The organism is Streptomyces caniscabiei (genome assembly GCF_014930365.1).
Lineage (GTDB): Bacteria > Actinomycetota > Actinomycetes > Streptomycetales > Streptomycetaceae > Streptomyces > Streptomyces caniscabiei.
The window spans coordinates 1-26,605 of the sequence record NZ_JABXWI010000010.1; the positions used below are offsets into that span (position 1 = coordinate 1).

Annotated in this window: 17 protein-coding genes; 5 read left to right on the forward strand and 12 right to left on the reverse strand. The window is 71.9% G+C overall.

Annotation, left to right across the window (positions count from 1 at the left end; genetic code table 11):
- Window positions 1-338 precede the first annotated feature (338 nt).
- Complete coding sequence (locus HW837_RS26320; RefSeq protein WP_193382178.1) at window positions 339-1,550, reverse strand: S8 family peptidase; 1,212 nt, start codon at window positions 1,548-1,550, stop codon at window positions 339-341.
- A gap of 345 nt (window positions 1,551-1,895) precedes the next feature.
- Between HW837_RS26320 and HW837_RS26325 the strand changes: the two genes are divergently transcribed.
- Window positions 1,896-4,526, forward strand: a complete 2,631-nt coding sequence (locus HW837_RS26325; RefSeq protein ID WP_045563236.1) for a glycosyltransferase family 1 protein — start codon at window positions 1,896-1,898, stop codon at window positions 4,524-4,526.
- 132 nt (window positions 4,527-4,658) lie between these two features.
- Window positions 4,659-5,063, forward strand: coding sequence for a hypothetical protein (locus HW837_RS26330; RefSeq protein ID WP_045563237.1), 405 nt, complete (start codon window positions 4,659-4,661; stop codon window positions 5,061-5,063).
- A 47-nt stretch (window positions 5,064-5,110) separates the two neighbouring features.
- On the opposite strand, the gene HW837_RS26335 is transcribed toward HW837_RS26330, so the two are convergent.
- The 11 genes from HW837_RS26335 to glgX form a co-directional block, all read right to left on the reverse strand.
- On the reverse strand, window positions 5,111-6,181 hold the full coding sequence (locus HW837_RS26335; RefSeq protein ID WP_093792354.1) for a hypothetical protein: 1,071 nt from the start codon (window positions 6,179-6,181) through the stop codon (window positions 5,111-5,113).
- A gap of 73 nt (window positions 6,182-6,254) precedes the next feature.
- Entirely contained in the window at window positions 6,255-6,788 is a 534-nt protein-coding gene (locus HW837_RS26340) for a DUF1990 family protein (RefSeq protein WP_193382179.1), read from the reverse strand.
- A 68-nt stretch (window positions 6,789-6,856) separates the two neighbouring features.
- On the reverse strand, window positions 6,857-8,527 hold the full coding sequence (locus HW837_RS26345) for a M4 family metallopeptidase (RefSeq protein WP_193382180.1): 1,671 nt from the start codon (window positions 8,525-8,527) through the stop codon (window positions 6,857-6,859).
- A gap of 240 nt (window positions 8,528-8,767) precedes the next feature.
- Complete coding sequence (locus HW837_RS26350) at window positions 8,768-10,834, reverse strand: M4 family metallopeptidase (protein WP_371272014.1); 2,067 nt, start codon at window positions 10,832-10,834, stop codon at window positions 8,768-8,770.
- A 266-nt stretch (window positions 10,835-11,100) separates the two neighbouring features.
- The gene (locus HW837_RS26355; RefSeq protein ID WP_045563242.1) at window positions 11,101-11,322 is read right to left on the reverse strand and encodes a hypothetical protein; all 222 of its coding nucleotides are present in this window, start codon (window positions 11,320-11,322) and stop codon (window positions 11,101-11,103) included.
- Between the two features lie 71 nt (window positions 11,323-11,393).
- Window positions 11,394-12,656: a hypothetical protein gene (locus tag HW837_RS26360; RefSeq protein WP_193382181.1), complete on the reverse strand. Its 1,263-nt coding sequence runs from the start codon at window positions 12,654-12,656 to the stop codon at window positions 11,394-11,396.
- Window positions 12,657-12,715: 59 nt separating this feature from the next.
- Window positions 12,716-14,527: an ABC transporter ATP-binding protein gene (locus HW837_RS26365; protein WP_237270395.1), complete on the reverse strand. Its 1,812-nt coding sequence runs from the start codon at window positions 14,525-14,527 to the stop codon at window positions 12,716-12,718.
- A complete protein-coding gene (locus HW837_RS26370) occupies window positions 14,524-16,320 on the reverse strand; it encodes an ABC transporter ATP-binding protein (protein WP_193382182.1) in 1,797 nt (598 codons plus the stop codon). Before HW837_RS26370 ends, HW837_RS26365 begins: the two co-directional genes overlap by 4 nt.
- A 128-nt stretch (window positions 16,321-16,448) precedes the next feature.
- Window positions 16,449-18,407, reverse strand: a complete 1,959-nt coding sequence (locus HW837_RS26375) for an ABC transporter ATP-binding protein (protein ID WP_045563243.1) — start codon at window positions 18,405-18,407, stop codon at window positions 16,449-16,451.
- A complete protein-coding gene (locus tag HW837_RS26380; protein ID WP_093792330.1) occupies window positions 18,404-20,293 on the reverse strand; it encodes an ABC transporter ATP-binding protein in 1,890 nt (629 codons plus the stop codon). Before HW837_RS26380 ends, HW837_RS26375 begins: the two co-directional genes overlap by 4 nt.
- 87 nt (window positions 20,294-20,380) lie before the next feature.
- Window positions 20,381-22,636, reverse strand: coding sequence for a glycogen debranching protein GlgX (gene glgX / locus HW837_RS26385; protein ID WP_193382183.1), 2,256 nt, complete (start codon window positions 22,634-22,636; stop codon window positions 20,381-20,383).
- A gap of 150 nt (window positions 22,637-22,786) precedes the next feature.
- Between glgX and HW837_RS26390 the strand changes: the two genes are divergently transcribed.
- From HW837_RS26390 to HW837_RS26400, 3 genes are all read left to right on the forward strand, one after another.
- A complete protein-coding gene (locus HW837_RS26390) occupies window positions 22,787-24,013 on the forward strand; it encodes a L,D-transpeptidase (RefSeq protein ID WP_193382184.1) in 1,227 nt (408 codons plus the stop codon).
- 193 nt (window positions 24,014-24,206) lie between these two features.
- Window positions 24,207-25,463 carry a L,D-transpeptidase gene (locus HW837_RS26395; RefSeq protein WP_193382185.1) on the forward strand — a complete coding sequence of 419 codons (1,257 nt, stop codon included), beginning with the start codon at window positions 24,207-24,209 and terminating at the stop codon, window positions 25,461-25,463.
- A gap of 96 nt (window positions 25,464-25,559) precedes the next feature.
- Complete coding sequence (locus HW837_RS26400) at window positions 25,560-26,327, forward strand: enoyl-CoA hydratase/isomerase family protein (protein ID WP_045563248.1); 768 nt, start codon at window positions 25,560-25,562, stop codon at window positions 26,325-26,327.
- The last annotated feature ends 278 nt before the right edge of the window (window positions 26,328-26,605 follow it).

The window sequence follows — 26,605 nt, forward strand, 5'->3', positions numbered from 1 at the left end:
CACCCCACCCGGCAGCCGGCGGCCTGGCCGGTTGCGCGGCGGTGCCGTCGGGTGGGGCGGGGGTGGTACTGGTCGTCGGGGGTGGTGACGAGTGGTGCGTGGCGGGCATGACCGCTCCTGTCCGCGTCAACGTGGGTGGGCGGATGAGGGTGTGGGGAGGTGGGGCCAGCGGGACGTACCGGTGGAGCCTTCCCACACAGTGCGGGTGGGCATTCCGGCACTTTGTTAACTACTCACGCGTATGTCTACACACAAGACCGGCCTCGTCCGAAGGGGGCGAGGCCGGTCACTGTAGTCGCTCTCGGTAAAGAGCCGTTCACCAGTGGTGTTACGGGCCCCTACAGGTTGTCGACGAGGAGAAGCCTGTTCGGGGAACCCGGATATCTGTCCTTGACCTTGCCCGAAACCGCACCCCCCACCAACGCCTCGGCCACCTCCGCCGGGGCGGCCCGCGGCCGGTCCGCCAGATACAGGGCCGCCGCGCCCGCGACGTGCGGCGCTGCCATGGACGTACCGGAATGCGTCTCCTTCGCGGTGTCGCTCCGGTAGGAGGTCGAGGTGATGGACCTCCCGGGGGCGAACAGGTCCAGGCTCGGACCCCAGTTGGAGAAGTCGGCGCGGGCGTCCCCTCGGTCGGTGGCGCCGACCGTGATCGCCGGCTTGACGCGGGCAGGCGAGTAGCGGCCGGCGGCGCGTCCGTCGTTGCCCGCGGCCACCGTGTACGTGACCCCGGAGGCGATGGAGTTGCGTACGGCCGCATCGAGCTGGGCGTTGCCCGGGCCGCCGAGGCTCATGTTGGCCACGGCCGGTTTCCTCGCGTGCGCGGTGACCCAGTCGATACCCGCGATGACCTGCGCGGTCGTCCCCCCGCCCGCGTCGTCGAGCACACGTACGGCGACCACCTTCGCCTTCTTGGCGACGCCGTACGCGGTGCCGGCGACGATGCCCGCGACATGGGTGCCGTGGCCGTTGCCGTCCTGTGCCGTCCGGTCGTTCTGCACGAAGTCCCAGCCGTTGCCCGCCCGTCCGCCGAAGTCCTTGTGGGTGACCCGTATCCCGGTGTCGATCACGTACACGGTGACGCCCCTGCCCGCCGACCTCGGCCAGGTGTAGCTCCTGTCGAGGGGCAGGTCCGGCTGGTCGACGCGGTCCAGGCCCCACGAGGGCGGGTCGGTCCGGCGGCCGTCGTGGGTGACCTGGGTGTCCTGGACGACCGACGCCACACGGGGGTCGGCTGCGAGCCGCCTGGCCTGCCTCTCACCGACAGTCACGGAGTAGCCGTTCAGGGCGGCGCTGTACATATGGCGTATTTTCGCCCCGTACTTCGACGCTATGCGCTTTCCCGCCGTCGACGGAGCCCTCGTTCCCGGTTCGAGGGTGACGATGTAACTGCCGTTGACGGAGCCGGGGTCACCGGCGCCGTGGACGTACCCCTCCGGTGCGGCGTGCGCGGGCAGGGTGATGGCCGAAAGAACCGCGGCCGTCATCACCGCCGTGAACCCGCCCGCCCGGCGCGCACGCCTGATTCTCGCCTCTGCCGGCTGGTGCATGTCTGAGAACCCCCTCCTCGACCCGGCGCTCCCACACCGGGGTTCACCGGAAGCCTCTCGTGCGGTGTGAAGCGCCACAAGGCCGCGCAGAGGGGTGGAATCGGCCAATATCACCCGTGGGGTACATGTGAAGGTTGCTGCCGGGTTGCGGCGAATTCAGGACTGAACGGCCCGGACCGGACTGCCCCGCCGGGCGGCCGGGGTACGGATGCGCCGTAATCGCATACGGAGGGACGCGCCGTAGTTGCCACGGCCCCCGCGCCGCTACCGTCGGGGGGTGACGAACGGCGCACAGCGGAGTGCGTCCCCCGGCCCGTACGTCCTGGCGCGAAGGTGGAATCCTCTGTGAAGGCCATCCGCAGATTCACCGTCCGACCCGTCCTGCCCGAACCCCTCCATCCGCTCAGCGAACTGGCGCGCAATCTGCGCTGGTCCTGGCACCCGGAGACCCGTGACCTCTTCCAGTCGGTCGACCCCGAGCGCTGGGCCGCCTCCGGCGGCGACCCCGTGCGGCTCCTCGGTTCCGTCTCGGTCCGGCGCCTGGCCGAACTCGCCGAGGACCGGCGCTTCCTGCGCCGGCTGGCCGCAGCCGCCGACGACCTGCGCGACTACGTCGGCGGCGACCGCTGGTACCAGGCGCAGAACTCCGAACTCCCGGCCGCCATCGCCTACTTCTCGCCCGAGTTCGGCATCACGGCCGCGCTGCCGCAGTACTCCGGCGGCCTAGGCATCCTCGCCGGCGACCATCTGAAGGCGGCCAGCGACCTCGGGGTCCCGCTGATCGGCGTCGGCCTGCTCTACCGGCACGGCTACTTCCGGCAGTCCCTGTCCCGGGACGGCTGGCAGCAGGAGCACTACCCGGTGCTCGACCCGAACGAACTGCCCCTGGTGCCGCTCCAGGAGGCCGACGGCAGCCAGGCGCAGGTCGGCCTGGCGCTCCCCGGCGGCCGCCGGCTGCACGCCCGGATCTGGGAGGCCCAGGTGGGCCGGGTGCCGCTGCTGCTGCTCGACTCGGACGTCGAGGAGAACGACCTCGGCGAACGCGGGGTGACCGACCGGCTCTACGGCGGCGGCAGCGAACACCGGCTCCTCCAGGAGATGCTGCTCGGCATAGGGGGTGTCCGGGCCGTACGCACGTACTGCCGTCTCACCGGCCACGCCGGGCCCGAGGTCTTCCACACCAACGAGGGCCACGCCGGCTTCCTCGGCCTGGAACGCATCGCCGAACTCGGCGACGAGGGGCTCGACTTCGACGCCGGCCTGGAGGCGGTCCGCTCCGGCACCGTCTTCACCACCCACACGCCCGTCCCGGCCGGCATCGACCGCTTCGACCGTGAGCTGGTCGCCCGCCACTTCGGGCCCGACGCCGAACTCCCGCGCATCGACGTGGGCCGCATCCTGGGGCTCGGCATGGAGACGTACCCGGGCGGCGACCCGAACGTCTTCAACATGGCGGTGATGGGGCTCCGGCTCGCGCAGCGCGCCAACGGGGTCTCGCTGCTGCACGGGCAGGTCAGCCGGGAGATGTTCTCCGGCCTGTGGCCGGGCTTCGACCCGGACGAGGTCCCCATCACCTCGGTGACGAACGGGGTGCACGCCCCGACCTGGGTGGCCCCGGAGGTCTTCCGGCTCGGCGTCCGCCAGATCGGCGCCGAACGGACCGAGGACGCCATGTCGGTCGGCGGCTCAGAGCGCTGGGACGCCGTCGGCGACATCCCCGACCAGGACATCTGGGACCTCCGCCGCGACCTGCGCGAGCAACTCGTCGTCGAGGTCCGGGAACGTCTGGCCGCCTCCTGGCGGCAGCGCGGCGCCGGTACGGCAGAACTCGGCTGGATCGAGGGCGTGCTGGACCCGGACGTCCTGACGATCGGCTTCGCCCGCCGCGTCCCCTCGTACAAGCGTCTGACGCTGATGCTGCGCGACCAGGACCGCCTGATGGACCTGCTGCTCCACCCGGAACGCCCGATCCAGATCGTGATCGCGGGCAAGGCCCACCCGGCGGACGACGGCGGAAAACGCCTGATCCAGGAGCTGGTGCGGTTCGCGGACGACCCGCGCGTCCGCCACCGGATCGTGTTCCTGCCCGACTACGGCATGGCGATGGCGCAGAAGCTGTACCCCGGCTGCGACGTCTGGCTGAACAACCCGCTGCGCCCGCTGGAGGCGTGCGGTACGTCCGGCATGAAGGCGGCCCTGAACGGCTGTCTCAATCTCTCCGTCCTGGACGGCTGGTGGGACGAATGGTTCCGGCCGGACTTCGGCTGGGCGATCCCGACGGCGGACGGTACGGCGACGGACGAGGACCAGGACCGCCGGGACGACGTGGAGGCGGCGGCGCTCTACGACCTGCTGGAGCAGCGGGTGACCCCCCGCTTCTACGAGCGGGGCCAGGGCGGCCTGCCCGACCGCTGGATCGAGATGGTCCGCGAGACGCTCACGCATCTGGGGCCGAAGGTGCTGGCGGGCCGCATGGTGCGGGAGTACGTGGACCGCCTCTACACACCGGCCGCCCGCGCCCACCGCGCCCTGACCCCGGACACGGCCCGCGAACTGTCCGAGTGGAAGGGGCGGGTGCGGGGCGCCTGGCACCGGGTGAGCGTGGACCACGTGGAGACCTCGGCGGCCCCGCTCAGCACGGCCGCCGAGCTGGGCGCGACGCTGGTGCTGCGCGTCCGGGTGGGCCTCGGCGACCTGGTCCCGGACGACGTCGAGGTCCAGGCGGTCTCCGGGCGCGTGGACACCGACGACCGCATCACGGACGCCACCTGCGTCCCGCTGAAGCCGGCGAGCGGCCCCGACGACGAGGGCCGCTGGATCTACGAGGGCCCGCTCTCCCTGGACCGCACGGGCTCCTTCGGCTACACGGTCCGCATCCTCCCGACCCACCGCCTGCTGGCCTCCGCCGCCGAACTGGGTCTGTTGGTGGTGCCTTCGGAGGAGTTGGGGGAGGGGGCGGGGGTGTTGATGCGGTGACCCGAGCGGGCGAGGTGAGCACGCCCCACCTCGCCCGCCGCCGACCGGCGAAGCGACCGAGAAACGCGCCGCTGAGGCCGCGTCTGAGATCTGGGTCGGTAGCCTCTCGAAGGGTGCTCTAGGCTCGGCCGGGTGATCTCCGACGAATTCCCTCTCGTCGGCGGCTTCAGGGAGTTGGAGTACGGCAGTCCGGACGGGCCGTCGATCCGAGCTGCTGCGCGTTTGGCGCCGTCGGAGGGTGAAGGCGATCTGGTTCGGTACCTGCGTGCCGGCGCCACTGTGATCGCCACGCCTTCAGCCGTGCCTGACGTGCTGAGCGAAACAGGCGCGTTCATCGGAGGCCTGCACCTGCTCACCGACGGACATTGGCTGTGGTACTCCGACCTGGCCCACTACGTGGGTCGCCACCACGTGGAGCTCGACCCGGCGTTCGTCGCGCACGCGCGCAGCAACAACTGGACTGTTCCTCAGGTCAGCGACGAGCGCCTCGACACGATGGTGACGTCGCTCATCGGAGACGAAGGCGAGCCGGACTGAAGTTGCGGCCTCACAGAGCGATCGAGTCCGTTCAGCCGGTCGGCCACCTAGTCGCCGCCCCCGCCACCCCCGCCGCCGTCCCCGCCACCCCCGCCGTCGCCGCCGCCCGAGTCTCCGCCGTCTCCGCCGTCCGAGCCCCAGCCGTCGCCGCCGCCGGGCTCGTTGTCGTCGCTGCTGTCGCCTAGGTTGCTGAACCAGGTGCGGTCCCACCATTCGTCGAGGGCGATCGGTTCGCTCTCGCGCGCCGGGCGCTTGCGGTTCGCCGGGAAGCGGGCCAGGCCTGTCGTGTCCCCGAGCCCGAAGGCGACGGAGAAGACATGGGCCATGACGGCGTCCAGGGGATCGGCGCTCTCATGGTGCACGGGTGCCAGCGGCAGCAGCACCGCGCCCGGGTCGAGCACCTGGCGGCGCGGTGGACGGGTCAGCAGGGCGACGCGGCGTTCGTCGCGCAGCAGCCATGAACTCGTCCCGCTCTCCCGGCGCAGCACCCAGTGGCCGCCGGGCAGCCGCACGTCCACGGAGCTCTTCGACTTGCGCAGCCGCTTGGTGAGGACGAGGGGGGCCGTGACGTCGCCGACGGTCAGCAGCAGGCCCTTGGACGGTTCCGGGGCGCCGCTGTGGAAGCCGCGCGGGGCCCGGATCCGTACGACGGGAGCGTGCGGCCCCCACACGTCGACGCGTACGAGACGCCGGTCCACGGCGACGGTCACCGGACCGGCGGGGCCCGCCGCGTACCGCCGCGCGATCCACAGGGGTACGCCCTCGGCCCGGGCCCGGTCCGCCAGGGCGGCCACCTGCGCCGGTCCACCGCATCGCCGTACCGCCAACTCCCCCAGCCGATGCGCGAACTCGGCGGCCTGCCGCACCTTCACCGGCGTGGAGGTACCGGTGACACGGGTCACCGGAACGACGCCGGGGCCGTTCGGCAGCCGCGTCAGCGGTCGTTCCGTCCCGCCGCCCCCGACCCAGTACCCGCGCTGGAACGCCTCGGCCATGGCGCCGAGGTTCAGCTCGCTCAGCGGCGTGGTCCTGCCGCCCCTGCGCAGATGCTCCTCGGTCAACTCCACGGTCCGCGCCAGCGGATTCCTCGACCGTTCGCCGTACCGCACCTGACTCACGACACCCCCGTACGTACGCTGTCCAGCGGAGTTCAGGGTCACCTGCCGCGCCCCGGTGCCTGAGACGCCCGCCTCAGTCCTTGAGGTTCCCCGCCAGCCTCCGCAGCACCACCCCGCACCGTCGTGCGTACGCGTGCTGCAGCCCCCGCGTCGCCGCGCCGCCCGCCCGTGCGTACCACTTCGCGCCGCGGCTGAAGGCCGTCACCGTCAGCCAGACCGTGCCGTCGCCCGTGCGGTCGACCACGAAGGACTCCTCGCCGCATTCGGGGTGGCCCGGGAGCGTGCCGTAGGCCCAGCCCTTGCGGCGGGGTTCGTCGACCGTCCAGACCACGCGGCAGGGGGCCTTGATCACGCCGCCCAGGGTGACCGTCACGTCGACGCCGGGGGCCGCCTCGGGGGCGGAGGCGCTTATGCCGACGCCCAGCGCGCGGTGCATCTCCCAGGTGTGGACGGCGTGCGCGGCGCGCTCGAACACGTCCGTGCCCTCGCCTATGCGCGAGCGGACGTGGAGGGGGCTGAAGTCGGGCGGGCAGTGGCCCTCGCGGGTCGCGCCGACGGCCTCGTAGGTGAAGGGGCCCTCGGGGAGCGGGCCGGTGGTTTCGGGCATGGCGCACAGACTAGGGCGGCACCCGGAGTCGCCTTCTCGCCGGGTACCGCCCCTGGGTCAGCCGTGTGTCACGCGGTGACGTTGACCGCCGCCCACGCCGCGTTCACCGCCGCGTACTCCGCGCTGCTCGCGCCGTAGAGCGAGGAGGCCGCGTTCAGGGTCGCCGTGCGGGCGCCCTTGTAGTTGGTCGTCGACGTCATGTACGTCGTGAGCGCCTTGTACCAGATCTGGACGGCCTTGGCGCGGCCGATGCCCGTGATCGTGGCGCCGTTGGAGGTCGGGGAGTTGTACGAGACCCCGTTGATCGTCTTGGCGCCGCTGCCCTCCGAGAGGAGGTAGAAGAAGTGGTTCGCCGGGCCCGACGAGTAGTGCACGTCCAGGCTGCCGAGCGACGACGACCAGTAGTTGGCCGACGAGCCGTCCTTGCTCGGCTGGTCCATGTAACGCAGCGGGGTGCCGTTGCCGCGGATGTCGACCTTCTCACCGATCAGGTAGTCGCCCGGGTCCTTGGCGTTGGCGGCGTAGAACTCGACCGCCGTGCCGAGGATGTCCGAGGTGGCCTCGTTGAGGCCGCCCGACTCGCCGCTGTAGTTCAGGCCGGCCGTGTTGGAGGTCAGGCCGTGGGTCATCTCGTGCCCGGCCACGTCCAGCGAGGTGAGCGGCTTGGTGTTGCCCGCGCCGTCGCCGTACGTCATGCAGAAGCAGCTGTCGGACCAGAAGGCGTTGACGTACGCGTTGCCGTAGTGGACCCGGGAGTACGCGGCGACGCCGTTGTTCCTGATGCCGTTGCGGCCGAGGACGTTCTTGTAGAAGTCCCAGGTGACCTGGGCGCCGTAGTGGGCGTCCACGGCGGCGTTCTGGTCGGTGGAGGAGCTGGTGGCGGTGCCGGTGCCCCAGACGTCGTCCGCGTCGGTGAAGAGCGTGCCGGCCGAGGAGGACGTGGCGCGCGCCTTGTTGTACGTCTTGTGGGCGCCGCGCGAGGCGTCGTTCAGCTGGTACGTCGAGCCGGACAGCGAGGTGCCGATGGTGACCTGGCCGTTGTACTGGCTGTTGCCGCTGCCGGTCTGGACGGCCTCCCACTCGTACAGCTTCTTGCCGGTCTGCGCGTCGGTGACGACGTGCAGCTCCTGCGGGGTGCCGTCGTGCTGGAAGCCGCCGACGACCGTCTCGTAGGCGAGGGCGGGCTTGCCGCTCGCGGCCCAGACGACCTTGCGCGGGGCCTTGTCGGCCGCCGTCTTGGTGGAGCCCTCGGCCTTGGCGGCCTTCAGCGCCTGCTTCTCGGCGGTGGCCTTGGTGACGTCCGCGGTCAGGTCGGAGACCTTGACGGAGGCGGTGGTCGCCTTGCTGACGCTCTTGATGTCGCCGGCCTTGGACTCGTGGACGACGAGGTCGCCGCCGAGGACCGGGAGGCCGCCGTAGGTGCGCTCGTAGCGCGTGTGGACCGTGCCGTCGGCGTCCTTGAGGACGTCACGGACGACCAGTTCCTCCTTGGCGCCCAGGCCTATCTCGTCGGCGGTCTCGGGCGTGGCCGCGTCCGCCTCCTTGATCAGGGCGGTGCGCGCGGCGGGGGTCAGCAGGACGGGGGCTCCGGCCGGCTTGGCCTTGTCCGCGACCGGCGCGGGCTGGGCGGTGGCACCGGAGGTGAGGCCGGTGGTGAGGAGCGCGCCGGCGGCGACGGCGGTCGCGACGGCGAGCGTGGTGCGCTTGTGACGCGCGTAGAGAGGACGTCGGGGAGTCACACGAGCTCCTTATGTGGGGGAGTTGCCGGGATGCTGGTGCGGCGGGTGGAGGAAGAGTGACACCTGAGTCGTGTTCATGTCAGGAGGGGGTGATGATGTTGGCCGAAAGTCAACTGTCCGGTGAATGTTGCGGGAACATGAACGGGCGCCGCCCCGGCGGGAATCGACCCACCGGGGCGGCGCCTTTCAGGAACGGGAGGCGGGTGCGCGGGGGTGACCCGCGCGTGCGCCCGAGCCGGTCTACGGGAACGTCAGCTTCCAGCTGTTGATGTAGCCGGTGTCCTGCGCCGCGTTGTCCTGGACCCTCAACTGCCAGACGCCGTTGGCCACTTCGGAGGAGGCGTTGACGGTGTACGTGGTGTTGAGGTTGTCCGAGCTGCCGCCGGTGCCGTACGCCTTCATCGTGTACGCCGTGCCGTCGGGGGCGACCAGCTGGACCTGGAGGTCACCGACGTAGGTGTGGACGATGTCCACGGCGACCGCGAGGTTGGAGGGTGCGTTTCCGGTCCGGCCGGAGACCGTGATCGGCGAGGTGACCGCCGCCCCGTTGTCCGGAATCGATACGTCGGTCGTGGACTCGAACGACGTACCGCCGCCCCCGCCACCGCCGGGCCGGGTGCCCACGTTGATGCCCGCCCAGGCGTTCTGCACCGCCGTGTACTCGGCGGACGTGGTGCCGTACAGCTCACCGGCGGCCGCGAGGGTGCCGGTGCGGGCCGCCGCGTAGTTGGTCGTGGACGTGAACTTCGTGGTCAGCGCGCGGAACCAGATCTTCTCCGCCTTGTCGCGGCCGATGCCCGTCACCGGAAGGCCGTCCGAGGTGGCCGAGTTGTAGCTGACGCCGTTGATGGTCTTGGCGCCGCTGCCCTCGGAGAGGAGGTAGAAGAAGTGGTTCGCGGGGCCCGAGGAATAGTGCACGTCGATCGAGCCGATACCCGAGTACCAGGAGTCCTTGGACGAGCCGTCCTTGCTCGGCTTGTCCATGTAACGCAGCGGCGTGCCGTCGCCGTTGATGTTGATCTCCTCGCCGATGAGGTAGTCACCGACGTCGGAGGAGTTGTTGGCGTAGAACTCGACGGTGGAGCCGAAGATGTCCGAGGTGGCCTCGTTCAGACCGCCGGACTCGCCGCTGTAGTTCAGACCGGCGGTGTTGGACGTGAGGCCGTGGGTCATCTCGTGCGCGGCCACGTCGATCGAGGTCAGCGGGTTGGCGTTGCCCGAGCCGTCGCCGTACGTCATGCAGAAGCAGGTGTCCTGCCAGAACGCGTTGACGTAGTTGTTGCCGTAGTGCACACGCGAGTAGGCGCCGACGCCGTCACCGCGGATGCCGCTGCGGCCGTGCACGTTCTTGTAGTAGTCCCAGGTCAGCGCCGCGCCGTAGTGGGCGTCGGCGGCGGCCGACTCCAGGTTCGACGGGGTGCCGTTGCCCCACACGTCGTCGGGGCCGGAGAACAGGGTCCCGGTGCCGGAGGTGCCGCGGTTCAGGTTGTACGTCTTGTGGTTGCCGCGCGTGCCGTCGGTGAGGTTGTACGTCGAACCGGACTGGGTGGTGCCGAGGGTCACCTGGCCGCTGTAGACCGTGTTGCCGGTGCCGGTCTCGACGGCCTCCCACTCGTACAGCTTGGCGCCGCTGGTGGCGTCCGTGATGACGTGCAGCTCCTGCGGGGTGCCGTCGTGCTGGAAGCCGCCGACGACCGTCTCGTAGGCGAGGACCGGCTTGCCGCTCGCGGCCCAGACGACCTTGCGGGGCGCGCGGTTGATGTCCGGGCTCTTGGCGTCCTCGGCCTTCGCGGCGCCGAGCGCCTGCTTCTCGGCCTTGCCCTTGCTGACGGCCGGCGTCAGCGACGGGACGGAGATCTTCGCCTTGGTGGCCTTGACGATGCCCTCGGTCTCGCCCGCCTTCGAGCTTTCGACGACCAGATCGCCGCCGAGGACCGGGAGGCCGTCGTACGTCCGCTCGTAGCGGGTGTGCACGGTGCCGTCGCGGTCCTTGACCACGTCACGGACGACGAGCTTCTCCTTGGCGCCGAGGTTCAGTTCCTCGGCCGTGTCCGCCTTCGTCGCGTTGGCCTCGCGTATCAGCTCGGCCCGCTGGGCGGGGGTGAGCTTGACCGAGGCCGTGCCGGTGGCCTTGCCCGCTGCCGACGGTGCCTTCTCCGGGGCGGCGGTGGCGGCGCCCGACTGGACGGCCGCGGCCAACAGGGCGGTGACGGCGACGAGCGCGCCGGCGGCCGTGCGCCGACGGGCGGTGCGGCCGAAGGTGTTACCGGTGTGGGAGGTGCGTCTGTGGGACTGACGTCTCAACACTGACTCCTTCTGCGTGGCCGCGGTTCGCACGGCCAGGGGAGACCGGACGACTGGTGGCCGTCCGGGCAGAACAAGGTGTGCACTGACGAACGGGAAACCACATGCGTGAGGGGTGCCGCGCGGCACGGGAGAGCGCTACTTGTGAGGTTGCTGTGCCGCGGTTGTGGGCAGCGTTGCAGGAGATTGCGCTTCCTGTCAGGAGCGCGTCAATAAGTTGGCCGGAAATGGTCCGTTGCCCGGTTGATCGTGTTCGATATACGGAGCGTTCACCTGGCGGGGATCCGTGCCAGGGCTTCGGGGGCTGTCAGGTCGGTCAGCCCCTCGGCCAGGTGTGCGTGGTCGTCGCAGAACCAGACGGCGTTCTCCGGATGACCGACCCAGTCGTCGTCGTACGTCCGGGTCGCCCGGAAGTACACCAGGGTGAACCTGGAGAGCGGCTTGTCCGCGTGCGGCGTGTCGGGGCAGACGGCACACATCGGCGGCATCATGGCGGGGAACTCCTCGTTGTCGTAGGCGTGTTCGGTCTTGCCGGGTCGATCCGGGCGGCGCCGGGCCCCCGTCAGCCCAGGCCCAGTTCGTGTCGCCAGCGCCAGGCCAGCGCGAGGCAGGTACGCCCCGCCGCCAGGGTGCCGAGGTGGTTCGCATAGCCCAGGACGTTCTCCTCCGTGAAGGGGATGCCCTGGTAGTGCGCACCGGTGCGGGTGCCCACCACGAGGACACCTTCCTCGTTGCGCTCGCCCATCCCCGCGAAGATCTCGTCGAAGGCGTCCGCGTCCCAGACGCAGACCAGGCAGATCTCGGGCTTCCACGGCAGCGGGTCCAGGCCGAGCCCGAGGAACCGCACGCGCGCCCGACCCTCCCGCATCGCCCGCTGCATGTCCGCGTACGGTCGGTCCCGCTCGTAGTCGATGGTCACTCCGCCGTCGCCGGTGGCGTCGGCCGCGCCGAGGAACTCCTCGGCGTACTCGCGCATCGTGTTGCGCCACAGGTCGAGGTCGGAACGCCAGACGGGCAGGGTGTCCGTGTGCGGCTGCAACTCACCGGCCGGGACGACGTGGGTGATGCCCGTGGCCACCGCGACCCTGCCCGCCTCCCGCCGGTGCAGGAAGAAGTACGGCCGGCCGTCCTCGACCCGGATCGTCAGGGTGCTGACTCCCGGGAGCGCGGCCCGGGCGCCCAGCGCGAAGGGACCACCCAGGCCGCGCCGGTAGGGCCCGGCCGACGGACGGCCCCCGCCCCTGCCGCGCAGATCGCGCAGCGCCGCCTCGTACGCGAGGGCCTCGCCGGTGTCCAGACCGTCGAAGTAGCGGCTCAGGGAAAGGGTGAGGTCGAGCCCCGCCTCCGGGGTGCCCGCCGGTCGCGTGGCGACCTCCAGCAGGCGGTACGAGGGCCCGTTGAACCAGACGGCGGGGCGGTCGTACGCCTCGATCGCCGCCGAGTACGCCGTCAGGCGTCCCGCGGTCCCACTGTGGGGCCAGTAACGGCGCAGCGTCGTGTGCGCACTCGCCGCCCGCTCGTCGGACGGCGCCTCCCGCAGAGTCAGCCGGACGGCGTCCAGCGGGAGGGGCCGGGGCGGGATCCAGCCGGGCCGTGTCAACAGCGGCAGCTCGGTGTCGGCCCGGTGCTCCGCGTGGACACCGAGACACGCCGTCGTCAATTCCGGTCTCCGCAAACGCAGATGCTGCCGCGTCCGGATGAACAGCGCGACGCTCCGTTCCCGGCTGGCCAACCGCTGGGGCGCGTAGGCGAGCGCGACGCCCACGAGCATCGCCACGACGGTGACCAGCAGCCCGGCCACCGTGAGCACGGTCTCCAACTCCATGACGACCCCCGTCGGTTCACCTTGATTCAATCAGGAGCGGCCACGGTGCGGCAGTCCTGTCACCCCGCCCCCTCCCCGTGCCACCGCCGCCACAGCGCCGCGTACGCGCCGTCCGCTGCCACCAGGGCCTCGTGGGTGCCGAGTTCGGTGAGGAGGCCGTCCTCCATGACCGCCACGCGGTCCGCGTCGTGGGCGGTGTGGAGGCGGTGGGCGATGGCGATGACCGTACGGCCTTCGAGGACGGCGGCGAGGGCACGCTCGGTGTCACGGGCGGTGGTGGGGTCGAGCAGGGCGGTGGCCTCGTCGAGGATGAGGGTGTGCGGATCGGCCAGGACCACCCGGGCGAGGGCGAGTTGCTGGGCCTGGGGGCCGTCCGTACGGCGCCCGCCCTCGCCCAGGCGGGTGCCGAGGCCGTCGGGGAGGTCGCGGACCCAGCCGTCCGCGCCCACCGCCGACAGCGCCGCCCACAACTCCTCGTCCGTGGCCGCCGGTTCGGCGATGAGGAGATTGTCGCGGACCGTGCCCAGGAAGACGTGGTGCTCCTGGGTGACCAGGACCACCTGGCGGCGCAGCCGCTCCGGGCCGAGGTCCACGACGGGCACACCGCCGACCGTCACCGTGCCGGCGGTCGGCGCGTCGATACCGGCCAGCAGACGGCTCAGCGTCGTCTTCCCGGCGCCCGACGGGCCCACCACCGCGAGCCGTTCGCCCGGACGTACCGTCAGGTCCACCCCGCGCAGCACCTCGCCGCCCCGCTCGTACGCGTACCGCACCCCCCGTACGTCGATACGGTCGTCCTCGGGCTCCGGGGTGGCGGCGGAGCCGGTGCGCGGCGCCCCGGCCAGCCCCTCCACCCGGGCGAAGGAGGCGCCGCTGCTCTGCAACAGCTCCACCCGCATCAGGATCTCGTCGAGCGGGCCGCTCAGCTGCTGCAGATACAGGGCCGCCGACACCACCGCGCCCAGGGTGACCGAGCCCCGCGCGAGCAGCACGCCGCCGACGAGGAGGACGAGCGCCTGGGGCACGAAGTACGAGATCTCGACCCCGGGGAAGAACACCGTGCGCAGGAACAGGGTGTGGAAGCGGCGGCGCCGGGACTCCTCCAGGGCGTCACGGCTCGCGGTGATCCGTCGTCGCTCCAGCCGCAGAGCCTCGACCGTGCGGGCCCCCGACGCGGTCGCCGCGACGATCTCCGCGACCTCCGAACCGGCCGCGCCCTCCGCGAGATAGCCGGTGCGCGCCCGGCGCAGATACCAGCGCAGCACCACCCCGATGCCGCTCAGCCCGACCAGCGCGCACGCCCCGAGCAGCGGGTCCAGCGCGAACACCGCGCCGATCAGGAACAGCGCCTGCACCGAGCTGATCAGCAGCTCGGGGCCCACGTCGCGCAGGGTCTTGCCCACCGCGTCCACGTCGGCCGTGCCGCGCGCCGTCAGATCGCCGGTGCCCGCCCGCTCCACGACCGACGCCGGCAGGGCCAGCGTCCGGTCCACGAACTCCTCACGCACCCGCGCCAGCGTCCGCTCGCCGAACCGGTGCCCCACGTAGCGGGCCCAGCGCGCCAGCAGCAACTGCGCCACCGCGCAGAGCAGGATCGCCGCCGCCAGCCGGTCCACGGCCCCGACGCCGTCCCCGCCGCGCACCTCGTCGATGATCCGGCCCACCAGCCACGGGCCGGCCAGTCCCGTCGCGGCGGCCGCGCCGTTCAGCGCCAGCACGGCGAGGAAGGCCCGCCCGTCCGCCCGCACCAGCCGCACGGTCGCCCGCCGCACGGCTGCCGCGCCGGCGACGGGCAGCCGCCCGGAGGGATCGGGCGCGGGCCCACCGCCGCCCGCTGCGGCCTTGCCCGTCGTCGCCCCCGTCACACTCATCGCACGACCTCCGCACCGGCACGCTCGCCGCCACCGGAACCGTTCGCCTCGGGCGCGGCCACCGGGCCGTGGGTGCCCCCGCCTCGTGTCTCCCCCTGCTCTCCCGCGTCCCGGGCCACCAGAGCCCGGTAGGCGGGCTCCCTCGTCAGGAGTTCGTGGTGGGTGCCGGTGGCGGTGATCTTGCCGTTCACCAGGTGGAGGACGGTGTCGGCGTGGTCGAGGACCAAGGGGGAGGTGGTCGTGACGAGGGTCGTGCGGCCCGTGCGGGCGGAGCGGAGCCGGCCGGCGACACGGGTCTCGGTGTGCGCGTCGAGCGCCGAGGTCGGCTCCACCGCGAGCAGGATCTCGGGGTCGGCCACCAGCGCCCGCGCCAGCCGCACCCGCTGCCGCTGACCGCCGGAGAGATTGCGGCCCTGCGCGTCGATCGCCGAGTCGAGGCCGTCCGGGAGGCCCTGCACGATGTCCTCGGCCACCGCGGCCCGCAACGCCCGCCCGGCGGTCTCGTCGTCGACGTCCCCGTGCCCGCCGAGCAGCTCCCTCAGCCGCCCCGCGAACAGGTCCGCCTCATGGTCCGCGACCAGGATCCGCGCCCGCACCTGCGCGAGCGGGATCGCGTCCAGCGGGATCCCGCCCCAGGTCACCGCGGTCGGCGCGTACCGGCCGAGCCGGTCCACCACCGCCGCCGCGTCGGCCGGCCGGTCGGCGGCCAGCGCGACCAGCCGGCCGGGCGGCACCCGCACCCCCGATTCGGGGTCGTGCAGCGTCGAGGGCTCGGCGGGGGCGTCCGTCGTGCCGTGGTCCGGCAGCGGCTCCAGGTTCAGGAACCGGATGACGCGCCGCGCCGCCACCAGGCCGCGGCTGACCTCGTACCCCCAGTCGACGAAGTACGACATCGGCCGCACCAGCACGGTGACGTACCCGTACACCGACACCAACTCGCCCACGCTGATAGCCCCCTGGGCCGCGAGCCGGGCCGCCAGCCAGGTCACCACCGCGAGGAACAGGGTCGGCAGCCCCACCCCGAGCGCCTGCATCCAGCTGGTCACCGCACCCACCCGGTATCCCTGCGCCCGCAGCCGCTGCGAGTCGCGGTGGAACGCGTCGGCGACGAGCCCCTTGCCGCCCAGCCCGTTCAGGACCCGCAGCCCGCCCGCGAGGTCGGCGATCCGCGCGGTCAGCACGCCCTGCCGCTCCCGGTACTCCGTCTCCGTGCCCTGCAACCGCCGCATCAACGGCCCCACGATCACCGCGATCAGCGGCATCCCGAGCAGCACGACCGCCGCGATGGGCAGGGAGACCGACATGAGCAGTCCGGCGACCACCAGGTAGGCGGCGAGCGCCCCCGCCCCCGGCCCGATGACCGTCAGGGACCCCGCGATCGTCTGGACGTCCCCCACACCGATCGTGACGACCTCCCCGGCACCGACCCGGCGCCGCAGCTCCGCCCCCAGCCGGACGGCGTGCGCCATCACGACCTTCACCGTGCGGAAGTTGGCGTCCATCCGGACCCGGGTCATCGTGCGGTGCCGCATGATGCTCAGCCAGGCGTTGAAGGCGCCGCAACCGAAGAGGGCGGCCGTCCAGCCGGCCAGGGCCCGGTGGTCGCCGGGTTCAAGACCGTCGTCGATCGCGCGCGAGAGCAGGTACGGGGTGGCGGCGAGCAGCACCATCCACGCGCAGGAGATGAGGGAACCGAGGGCGGAGCGGCCGGCCTGCTGCTTGACCAGCCACCACAGGTAGTGGGCGCCGCCCCGGCGGTCGGGTGTGCCGGGGTCCTCGTACGCGTTGATCATCGGCCCCGGTTTCTGTGTGGACGTGGATGAGGAACGGGTGGGTGCGATGTCGGGTGCGGGCCGGTGGGGTTTCTCGCGCAGTTCCCCGCGCCCCTGGAGAACGGCCCTGCGGGCCGGTTCTCCAGCCCCTACGCCAGGCTGTCCCGCCAGGCCCGGTGCAGGTCCGCGAAGCGGCCCGTGCCGGCGATCAGGTCCGCCGGTGCGCCGTCCTCCACCACGCGGCCGTGCTCCATCACCAGGACCCGGTCGGCGATCTCGACCGTGGAGAGGCGGTGCGCGATCACCACGGCCGTGCGCCCGCGCAGGACCGTCGCCATCGCGCGCTGCACCGCCCGTTCGCCCGGGATGTCGAGCGAGCTGGTCGCCTCGTCCAGGATGAGGACGGCCGGGTTCGCCAGCAACGCCCGCGCGAACGCCACGAGCTGGCGCTGACCGGCGGAGATACGGCCACCGCGCTTGCGTACGTCGGTGTCGTAGCCGTCGGGCAGGGCGCTGATGAAGTCATGGGCGCCGATCGCCTTCGCGGCGCGCTCGATCTCCTCGCGGCCGGCGTCGGGGCGGCCGATCGCGATGTTCTCCGCGACCGTGCCGGAGAACAGGAACGACTCCTGCGTCACCATGATCACCCCGCGCCGCAGCTCGGGCACCGAGAGGTCGCGCAGATCGACACCGTCCAGGAGGACCCGCCCGGACGAGGGGTCGTAGAAGCGGGCCACCAGCTTGGCGAGGGTCGACTTGCCGGCGCCGGTGGAGCCGACCACCGCCACCGTGCTGCCTGCCGCGAGGGTGAGGTCGAAGCGGGGCAGCACCTCGCCGCCGGTGCGGTACGCGAACCGGACCCCGTCGAACACGACCTCGCGGCCGGGGAGTTCACGGTCCGCCACCGGCAGCTCCTTCGGCTCGGCGGGCTCCGGGACCGACGGGGCCTGGGCCAGCAGGCCGGCGATCTTCTCCAGCGAGGCCGCCGCCGACTGGTAGGAGTTGAGGAACATGCCGAGCCGGTCGATCGGGTCGTACAGCCGCCGCAGATACAGCACCGCGGCCGCCAGCACCCCCAGCGCCAGCGACTCCGACGCCACCCGGTACGCGCCCCAGAGCACGATCGCCGCGACCGTGATGTTGGCGACCACCCGGGAGCAGACCACATAGCGGGCCATCTCCAGGATCGCGTCGCCGTTCGTGCGCTCGTGGTGCCGGTTCAGGGCGCCGAACTCGGCGTCGTTCGCGGCCTCCCGGCGGAACGCCCGCACCGGACGGATCCCGTTCATCGTCTCCGCGAACTTCACGATCACCGCGGCGATCGCGCTGGACCGGGCGGTGTAGACGCTCGCCGCACGCCGTTGGTACATCCGCACGAATCCGTACAGCGGCACGAACGACGCCAGCGCCGCCGCGCCGAGCCCCAGGTCCAGCCAGAGCAGCATCGCCGAGATGTAGACGAAGGCGAGGATCACGCCGATGAGTTCCTGGAGGCCCTCGTTGAGCAGTTCGCGCAGCGACTCGACGTCCGTGGTGGACCGGGAGATCAGCCGGCCCGAGGTGTACCGCTCGTGGAAGTCGATGCTCAGCGCCTGCGCGTGCCGGAAGATCCGGCCGCGCAGATCCAGCAGCACGTCCTGGTTCACCCGGGCGGACGCCCCGATGAACAGGAACTGCAGCCCGCCGGCCGCCAGCGCGCACGCCAGATAGCCGGCCCCCACCGCGATCAGCGGCCCGTGCCGGCCGTCCCGGAGCGCCGGTACGGCACTGTCGATGGCGTACGCCACCAGCAGCGGGCCCGCCTGCACCGCGGCCTGCTGGAGCAGGAGCAGCACGCTCGCCACGACCACCCGGGCCCGCATCGGCGCGAGCAGGGAGCGCAGCAGAGCGAGGGTGGCGCCCGGGGGAGTGGGGAGGTCGTCGTGGTCGAAGGGGTCGTCGACGGGGGCCTGGTGTGTGGGGGGCGCGGTGGTGGACTGGTCGCCGTCGTCGGGCGCCTTCTCCAGGGAGGTCGTCCCGCCCGCCCGGCCCGCCGACTGCCCGTTCGCCACGCCGTCCGGCTCCTCGTTCGGTTCCTTGCCCGGCGCGGTGGTCAGGGGCGCCGTCATCGCTCGTCCTCCTCGGTGCCGGACATCAGATGCGCGTACTCGGTGTTGGTGCGCAGCAGTTCCTGGTGTGTGCCCACGGCCGTGACGCGGCCGCCGGAGAGCAGGGCCACCCGGTCGGCGAGCAGTACGGTCGACGGGCGGTGGGCCACGATCAGCGCGGTCGTCTCCGCGAGCACGCGGCGCAGCGCGGCCTCCACCGCGGCCTCCGTGTGCACGTCCAGCGCGGAGAGCGGGTCGTCGAGGACGAGGAAGCGGGGTCTGCCGACCACCGCCCGCGCGAGCGCCAGCCGCTGCCGCTGGCCGCCGGAGAGGCTGAGGCCCTGCTCGCCGACCTGGGTGGCCGTGCCCTGCGGGAGCGCGTGCGCGAACTCGGCCTGGGCGATGGCCAGGGCGCGGTCCAGCTCGGGCTCGCCCGCGTCCGGCGGGGCGCCCATCAGGACGTTCTCGCCGACGGTGGCCGAGAACAGGGTGGGCTCCTCGAAGGCCACGGCGACCAGGGAGCGCAGGGTGTCCCGGTCCATCTCGGTGATGTCGTCGCCGTCCAGCGTGATACGGCCGGACGTCACCTCGTGCAGCCGGGGGACGAGGGCGGTGAGGGTGGTCTTGCCGGAGCCCGTCGCGCCGACCAGGGCCATCGACTCGCCCGGCCGGATGTGCAAGGTGACGCGGTCGAGGGTGGGGGCCGTGTCGGGACCGGCGTCGGGGTAGCGGAACGTGACGTCGTGGAAGCGGAGCCCGCCCTGTTGCGCGGTACCGGTACCGGTGGCGCTGTCGTGGAGGGGGCGCCGCGCGCCGGCAGGTGCCGTCGACGACTCCGGCTTCTCGTCCATCACCTCGAAGTACCGCTCGGTCGCCGTCGCCGCCTCCTGGCTCATCGCCAGCAGGAAGCCGATCGAGTCGACGGGCCAGCGCAGCGCCAGCGCGGTGGACAGGAAGGCGACCAGGGTGCCCGCCGACAGCACGCCGTCGGCGACCTGGACGACGCCAAGGACGAGCGCCGCGCCGATCGCGATCTCGGGGAGGGTGATGATGACGCCCCAGATCGCCGACAGGAGACGGGCCTTGCGCAGTTCCGTGCCGCGCAGCGTCCGGGACAGCTCACGGAACGCGCGCGCCTGGCTGCGGTGCCGTCCGAAACCCTTGACGATCCGGATGCCGAGCACGCTCTCCTCGACGACCGTCGTCAGGTCGCCGACCTGGTCCTGCGCGAGGCGGGCGACGGCGTTGTACTTCCGCTCGAAGACGACACAGGTCACGATCACCGGGACCACGGGCCCGAGGATGACGAGCCCCAGCGTCCAGTCCTGGGCGAGCATGATGATCACACCGACGACGATGGTCACCGCGTTGACCAGCAGGAACGTCAGCGGGAAGGCGAGGAACATCCGCAGCAGCATCAGATCGGTCGTCCCGCGCGACAGGAGCTGGCCGGAGGCCCAGCGGTCGTGGAAGGCGACCGGGAGGCGCTGCAGATGGCGGTAGAGATCCGCGCGCATCGACGCCTCGACGCCCGCGAGGGGCCGCGCCACGAGCCAGCGCCGCAAGCCGAACAGCAGGGCCTCGGCGAGCCCGAGCAGCAGCAGGTACAGCGCGCCGAGCCACACACCGGCCGGGTCCCGGTCGGCGACCGGGCCGTCCACCAGCCACTTCAGGACCAGCGGGATGAACAGGCCCACGAGGGAGGCGACGATCGCGACCACCGCGGCGACGGACAGCCGTACCCGCACGGGCCGCACATACGGCCACAGCCTCAGCAGCGTCCGTACGGCGGACCGCCCCGCGGACTTCCCGGGCGTCTCGGCCCGCTCGGGTTCGGCGGGCCCGGAGGCCGCCCCCGGTTCCTCGGTCCGGTCGGGTTCCTCTGCGGTTGCACGTGTCGTGGGCATCAGCAGCGAGCCTACGGATCGCCACTGACATCGCCCACCGAGTTTTGGCCGGACCGCGCTCCGTCCTGAGACCTACGACCACCCCCTTCAGTCCCGTACCCGCAGCAACAGCACACACCGCGCCGGCACCGTCACCGCCTCCCCCGCCCGGTGCACCACCCCCGGCCCCTCCCGCTGTTCCTCCCGGGAGGTGTCGACGACCACCTCGTAGCGCCCGGCCCACGGCGTGCCCGGCAGGACGAAGCTCACCGGGCGGTCGCCGGCGTGCAGGACGGTGAGGAAGCTGTCGTCCAGGACGGGCGCGCCCCGGGCGTCCCGGCCGGGGATGTCCCGCCCCGACAGATACATGCCGAGCGTGGCGGCCGGTGCGTACCAGTCCCGTTCGGTCATCTCGGTGCCGCGGGCGGTGAACCAGGCCAGGTCCCGCAGTCCGTCGGCCGAGTGGGGGCGGCCGGAGAAGAAGGCCCGGCGGCGCAGGACAGGGTGCGCGTGGCGGAGCGCGATCAGCCGGGACGTGAGATCGAAGAGGGCCTTCCATGCGGGGTCCTCCAGCAGGCCCCAGTCGATCCAGCTGATCTCGTTGTCCTGGCAGTACGCGTTGTTGTTGCCCCCCTGGGTGCGGCCCAGTTCGTCGCCGGCGACCAGCATCGGCACGCCCGTGGACAGCAGCAGCGTCGTCAACAGGTTCCGCAACTGGCGTCGCCGCAGCGCCCGTACGCGCTCGTCGTCCGTCTCGCCCTCGGTGCCGCAGTTCCAGGACCGGTTGTCGTCCGAGCCGTCCCGGTTGCCCTCCCCGTTCGCCTCGTTGTGCTTGCGCTCGTACGACACCAGGTCGCGCAGGGTGAAACCGTCGTGCGCGGTGATGAAGTTGACCGAGGCGTAGGGCCTGCGGCCGCCCCAGGCGTACAGGTCGCTCGACCCCGACAGGCGGTAGCCGAGGTCCCGTACGTCCGGCAACGCGCCCCGCCAGAAGTCCCGGACCGCGCCCCGGTAGCGGTCGTTCCACTCCGTCCACAGCGGCGGGAACGCCCCGACCTGGTAGCCGCCGGAGCCCACGTCCCACGGCTCGGCGATCAGCTTCACCCGCCGCAGCACCGGGTCCTGGGCGATGACCGCGAGGAACGGGGAGAGCATGTCGACGTCGTGCATCGAGCGGGCGAGCGCCGCCGCCAGGTCGAAGCGGAAGCCGTCGACGCCCATCTCCGTCACCCAGTAGCGCAGCGAGTCCGTGATCAGACGCAGCACGTGCGGCTGGACCACGTGCAGGGTGTTCCCGCAGCCCGTGTAGTCGGCGTAGCGCCGCGCGTCGTTCTGCAGGCGGTAGTAGCCCCGGTTGTCGATGCCGCGCAGCGACAGGCTCGGGCCGCGCTCGTCGGCCTCGGCGGTGTGGTTGTAGACCACGTCGAGGACGACCTCGATGCCGGCCGCGTGCAGTGCCCGCACCATCCGCTTGAACTCCCCGACCTGCTGCCCGGTCGTGCCCGACGAGGCGTACGCCGCGTGCGGGGCGAAGTAGCCGATCGAGTTGTAGCCCCAGTAGTTGCGCATGCCACGGCGCAGCAGATGGTCCTCGTGGGCGAACTGGTGCACGGGCAGCAGCTCCACCGCCGTCACCCCCAGCCGCACCAGGTGCTCGATCGCGGCGGGGTGCGCGAGACCGGCGTAGGTGCCGCGCAGCTCCTCCGGGATGCCGGGGTGGGTCATGGTGAAGCCGCGTACGTGCAGTTCGTAGATGACCGAGTCCGCCCACGGCGTCTTCGGGCGGCGGTCGTCCGCCCAGTCGTCGTCATCGTGGACGACGACGCCCTTCGGGACGTGCGGCGCCGAGTCCCGTTCGTCGCGCACGGTGTCCGCGACACGCTGCTCCGGCCAGTCCCGGACGTGCGCGTACACCTCCGGCGGCAGCCCGAACTCCCCGTCCACGGCACGCGCGTACGGGTCGAGGAGCAGCTTGGCCGGGTTCCAGCGGGCGCCGGTCCACGGGTCCCAGCGGCCGTGCACGCGGTAGCCGTAGCGCTGACCCGGCAGGATGCCCGGCACGAAGCCGTGCCAGATCTCATGGGTCAGCTCGGTCAGCCTCAGCCGGGTCTCCTCGCCCGCCGCCGAGAACAGACACAGCTCGACGGACTCCGCCCCGCCCGCCCACAGCGCGAAGTTGGTGCCGGCGACCCCGTCGGGGCCCACCCGGAACCGGGCGCCCAGCGGTGTCGACGCCCCCGGCCACACGGGCCGGAGGTCCGGCGCGGCCTCCGCACGCCGGCCGCCGTTCAGCTCGGTGGCCGGCCGCGCGGCCGGCACCCCCCGCGTCCCCTGTACTTCCTCCTGCTCGGCTGCGCTCGACACCTCAGGCCTCCCGCGGCTCGGTGGGGCGACGGAGAAGGGGAGCGAGATGTCCCGTCACCGCTCCCCATCGCGTCGTCCTCCCAAGGGTTCTGCCCAGAGCACGCCTCGCACTCACGTTTCCCGGGGGCGTGCGCCGTCGTTGGGCCGCACGTGAACCACGCACAGAAGCACGCGCGCCGCGCCGGGGCCGCCCTGGCCGCCGCGCTCACCTGGGCCGGCCTGCTCGCCGGGGTCGCCGGATGCTCCGCCGGACCGCCGCTCACCAGCGGAAAGGCTCCCGGCGACACGATCCGGGTCACTCCGGAGGACGGCAGCAAGGGCGTGCGCCCGGAGCAGCGCTTCGAAGTACGGGTGCCCAGTGGGCGCCTGGAGTCCGTCAAGGTGGTGAAGTCCCAGGACGCGCAGGAGTCGCGCGTGCCGGGCCGGATGTCCGCCGACGGGCTGACCTGGCGCCCCACCGGCTCACCGAAGCTCGCGCTGGCCGCCCGGTACACCGTCGACGCCGTCGCCCTCGACGGCCACGGCCGGCGCTCGGCACGGCACGTCACCTTCACCACGCACGTCCCCGACGAGCGCTTCATCGCGTACGCCAAGCCCGAGAACCGGGCCACCGTCGGCACCGGGATGATCGTCTCCCTGGAGTTCAACCGGGTGATCGAGGACCGCGCGGCGGTGGAACGCGCCGTCGAGGTGACCGCCGAGCCCGCCGTCGAGGTCCGCCCGCACTGGTTCGGCGGGGGCCGCCTCGACTTCCGCCCCGAGCGGTACTGGAGGCCGGGCACCCGGGTCACCGTCGCCCTGCGGCTGCGGGACGTGGAGGGCGCGCCCGGCGTCTACGGCCAGCAGGACCGGACGTTCTCGTTCACCGTCGGCCGCCACCAGATCAGCGTGGTCGACGCGGCCCGGCACACCATGCGCGTGGAACGCGGCGACGGCGTGCTCGCCACGCTGCCCGTCACCGCCGGGGCGCCCAGGACCACGACGTACAACGGGAAGATGGTCGTCACCGAGATGCTGGAGGTGACCCGGATGAACGGGGCCACGGTCGGCTTCCGGAAGGCGAACGGCAAGAGCGAGTACGACATCCCGGACGTCCCGCACGCCATGCGCCTGACCACCTCCGGCACCTTCCTGCACGGCAACTACTGGGCCCCGGACGCCTTCGGCCGGGCCAACGTCAGCCACGGCTGTGTGGGCCTGCGCGATGTGAAGGGCGGCGACTCCGGCACCCCCGCGGGCTGGTTCTTCGACCGCAGCCTCGTCGGGGACGTCGTCGAGGTCGTGAACAGCAACGACAAAAAGGTCGCTCCCGACAATGGCCTCGGAGGGTGGAACATGGGGTGGAAGGAATGGAAAGCGGGTGCCGCGGTGAAGTAGACCGACATAGCGACGACATGACACCTCGCCCGGCACCGGCAGGGGGAGCGCGCGTGATGATTCAACTTGGGACTGAACGGTGACATTCACCGAGGCCAAATCATCCCGATCATCTGGTTAATGTACGTGCGGACGCGCACGCTGCGCGTTGGGGTGCGGGCCTGCTCAGGCCGTGCGAGGGGAGAACAGAGAGTTGAACGGGCGACCGATATCGGGGGCGTCGGTTGGCGCGCGGACACGGCGGCGCAAGGGGGCCCTGGCCATGCTGCCGGTCCTGATGCTGCTCGCCGTCACCGCGTGCGGCGGCGGGGACTCGGACTCCGGCTCCGGCGGCGACAAGGGGAAGGGCTCCGGCAAGGCCGCCTCCGACAAGGCGGGGGCCACCGGGCCCTCGGAAGCGGTGGTCTCCATCGCCCCGAAGAACGGCGCCGACGCCGTGGCGACCAGCGGCGCCCTCAAGGTGACGGCTGCCAAGGGCAAGCTGTCCGAGGTCACGGTCGAGAACGACAAGGGCGAGAAGATCGCCGGTGAGATAGCCGCGGACGGCTCCAGCTGGAAGCCGTCCATCCACCTCAACTCGGCCACCGAGTACAAGGTGCACGCCGTCGCGAAGGACTCCGAGGGGCGTGAGGCGGCCGAGGACTCGTCCTTCACCACGCTGACCCCGCAGAACACCTTCGTCGGCATCTTCACCCCCGAGGACGGTTCGAAGGTCGGCGTCGGCATGCCGTTCTCGGTCCGCTTCACCCGGGGCATCACCGCGCCGAAGGACGTCGAGAAGGCCATCACCATCAAGACCGAGCCGGCCGTCGAGGTCGAGGGCCACTGGTTCGGCAACGACCGCATCGACTTCCGCCCGGAGAAGTACTGGAAGGCCGGCACGAAGGTCACCGTCGACCTCAACCTCGACGGTGTCGAGGGCCGCGACGGCGTCTACGGCGAGCAGAGCAAGAAGATCTCCTTCACCATCGGCCGCAGCCAGGTCTCCACGGTCGACGTCAAGAAGCTCACCATGAAGGTCGAGCGGGACGGCAAGGTGGTCAAGACCATCCCGGTCACCACCGGCAAGCCCGGCATGGAGACCTGGAACGGCCAGATGGTCATCAGTGAGCGCCTGAGCGTGACCCGGATGAACGGCGAAACCGTCGGCTACGGCGGCGAGTACGACATCAAGGACGTGCCGGACGCCATGCGGCTGACCAACTCCGGCACCTTCATCCACGGCAACTACTGGGGCGGCGACGCCTTCGGCAACTACAACGCCAGCCACGGCTGCATCGGCCTGCGCGACACCCGCGGCGGCTGGGACCGGAAGGCGCCGGGCGCCTGGTTCTTCGACAACTCGATGGTCGGTGACGTCGTGGTCGTCAAGAACTCCAACGACCGGATCGTCGACCCGGACAACGGCTACAACGGCTGGAACATGTCGTGGGACAAGTGGAAGGCGTGACCGCCACCGCCTGAGAACCCGCGGAACTGACGCACGGCCCCGGTGTGATGTACGGCACCGGGGCCGTCGCCGTTAGTGGCGGTTAACCTGCGGAGCATGACCGTGCATCTCGAAGTCGCCGAAGGCGTGGGCACCATCCGCCTCGACCGCCCCCCGATGAACGCCCTGGACATCGCGACCCAGGACCGCCTCAAGGAACTCGCCGAGGAGGCGACGGACCGGGACGACGTACGTGCCGTCGTCCTCTACGGAGGAGAGAAGGTGTTCGCGGCCGGCGCGGACATCAAGGAGATGCAGGCCATGGACCACGCGGCGATGGTCGCCCGGTCCCGCGCCCTCCAGGACTCCTTCAGCGCCGTGGCCCGGATCCCCAAGCCGGTCGTCGCGGCCGTCACCGGCTACGCCCTGGGCGGCGGCTGCGAGCTGGCGCTGTGCGCGGACTACCGGATCGCCGGGGAGAACGCGAAGCTCGGCCAGCCGGAGATCCTGCTCGGGGTGATCCCGGGCGCGGGCGGCACCCAGCGCCTGTCCCGCCTGGTCGGCCCCTCCAGGGCCAAGGACCTGATCTTCACCGGCCGGATGGTCAAGGCGGACGAGGCCCTCACGCTCGGCCTGGTGGACAAGGTCGTCCCGGCCGACGAGGTGTACTCCGCCGCGCACGAGTGGGCCGCCCGGCTGGCGCGGGGTCCGGCGATCGCGCTGCGGGCCGCCAAGGAGTCGATCGACGCGGGCCTGGAGACCGACCTGGAGACCGGGCTCGCGATCGAGCGGAACTGGTTCGCGGGGCTGTTCGCCACGGAGGACCGGGAGCGCGGGATGCGCAGCTTCGTGGAGGAGGGGCCGGGCAAGGCGAAGTTCGTCTGACGGCGGCGGCACCGGGGTCGTCACGCCCTGCCGTCACGCCGTGCGGGCCCGGTCGGCGCTCCCCGGAATCCGGTGGACAAGTTCTCCTGATCCTCTTGCAGTTGACGCCGTGTCTTACCCGCGTCCCCCGAAGGAGCGGTTTGTCCGAGCCTTAAGGCAGCCTTAAGGGCGGCGGGCCCAAGAGGCCTCACCCTGACCGAAGTTCAGCCGGTTCGCGCAGGTCGGACGGGCTGCGGCAGCCAGGTTGCTGCCACTGGCATATGTCAACCGAAACCCCC

Coding starts and splice junctions, on each gene's coding strand:
- HW837_RS26380 (WP_093792330.1), bottom strand. CDS start 20,293: ATGCCCACGACACGTGCAACCGCAGAGGAACCCGACCGGACCGAGGAA.
- HW837_RS26320 (WP_193382178.1), bottom strand. CDS start 1,550: ATGCACCAGCCGGCAGAGGCGAGAATCAGGCGTGCGCGCCGGGCGGGC.
- HW837_RS26340 (WP_193382179.1), bottom strand. CDS start 6,788: ATGCCCGAAACCACCGGCCCGCTCCCCGAGGGCCCCTTCACCTACGAG.
- HW837_RS26355 (WP_045563242.1), bottom strand. CDS start 11,322: ATGATGCCGCCGATGTGTGCCGTCTGCCCCGACACGCCGCACGCGGAC.
- HW837_RS26365 (WP_237270395.1), bottom strand. CDS start 14,527: ATGAGTGTGACGGGGGCGACGACGGGCAAGGCCGCAGCGGGCGGCGGT.
- HW837_RS26375 (WP_045563243.1), bottom strand. CDS start 18,407: ATGACGGCGCCCCTGACCACCGCGCCGGGCAAGGAACCGAACGAGGAG.
- HW837_RS26370 (WP_193382182.1), bottom strand. CDS start 16,320: ATGATCAACGCGTACGAGGACCCCGGCACACCCGACCGCCGGGGCGGC.
- HW837_RS26400 (WP_045563248.1), top strand. CDS start 25,560: ATGACCGTGCATCTCGAAGTCGCCGAAGGCGTGGGCACCATCCGCCTC.
- HW837_RS26360 (WP_193382181.1), bottom strand. CDS start 12,656: ATGGAGTTGGAGACCGTGCTCACGGTGGCCGGGCTGCTGGTCACCGTC.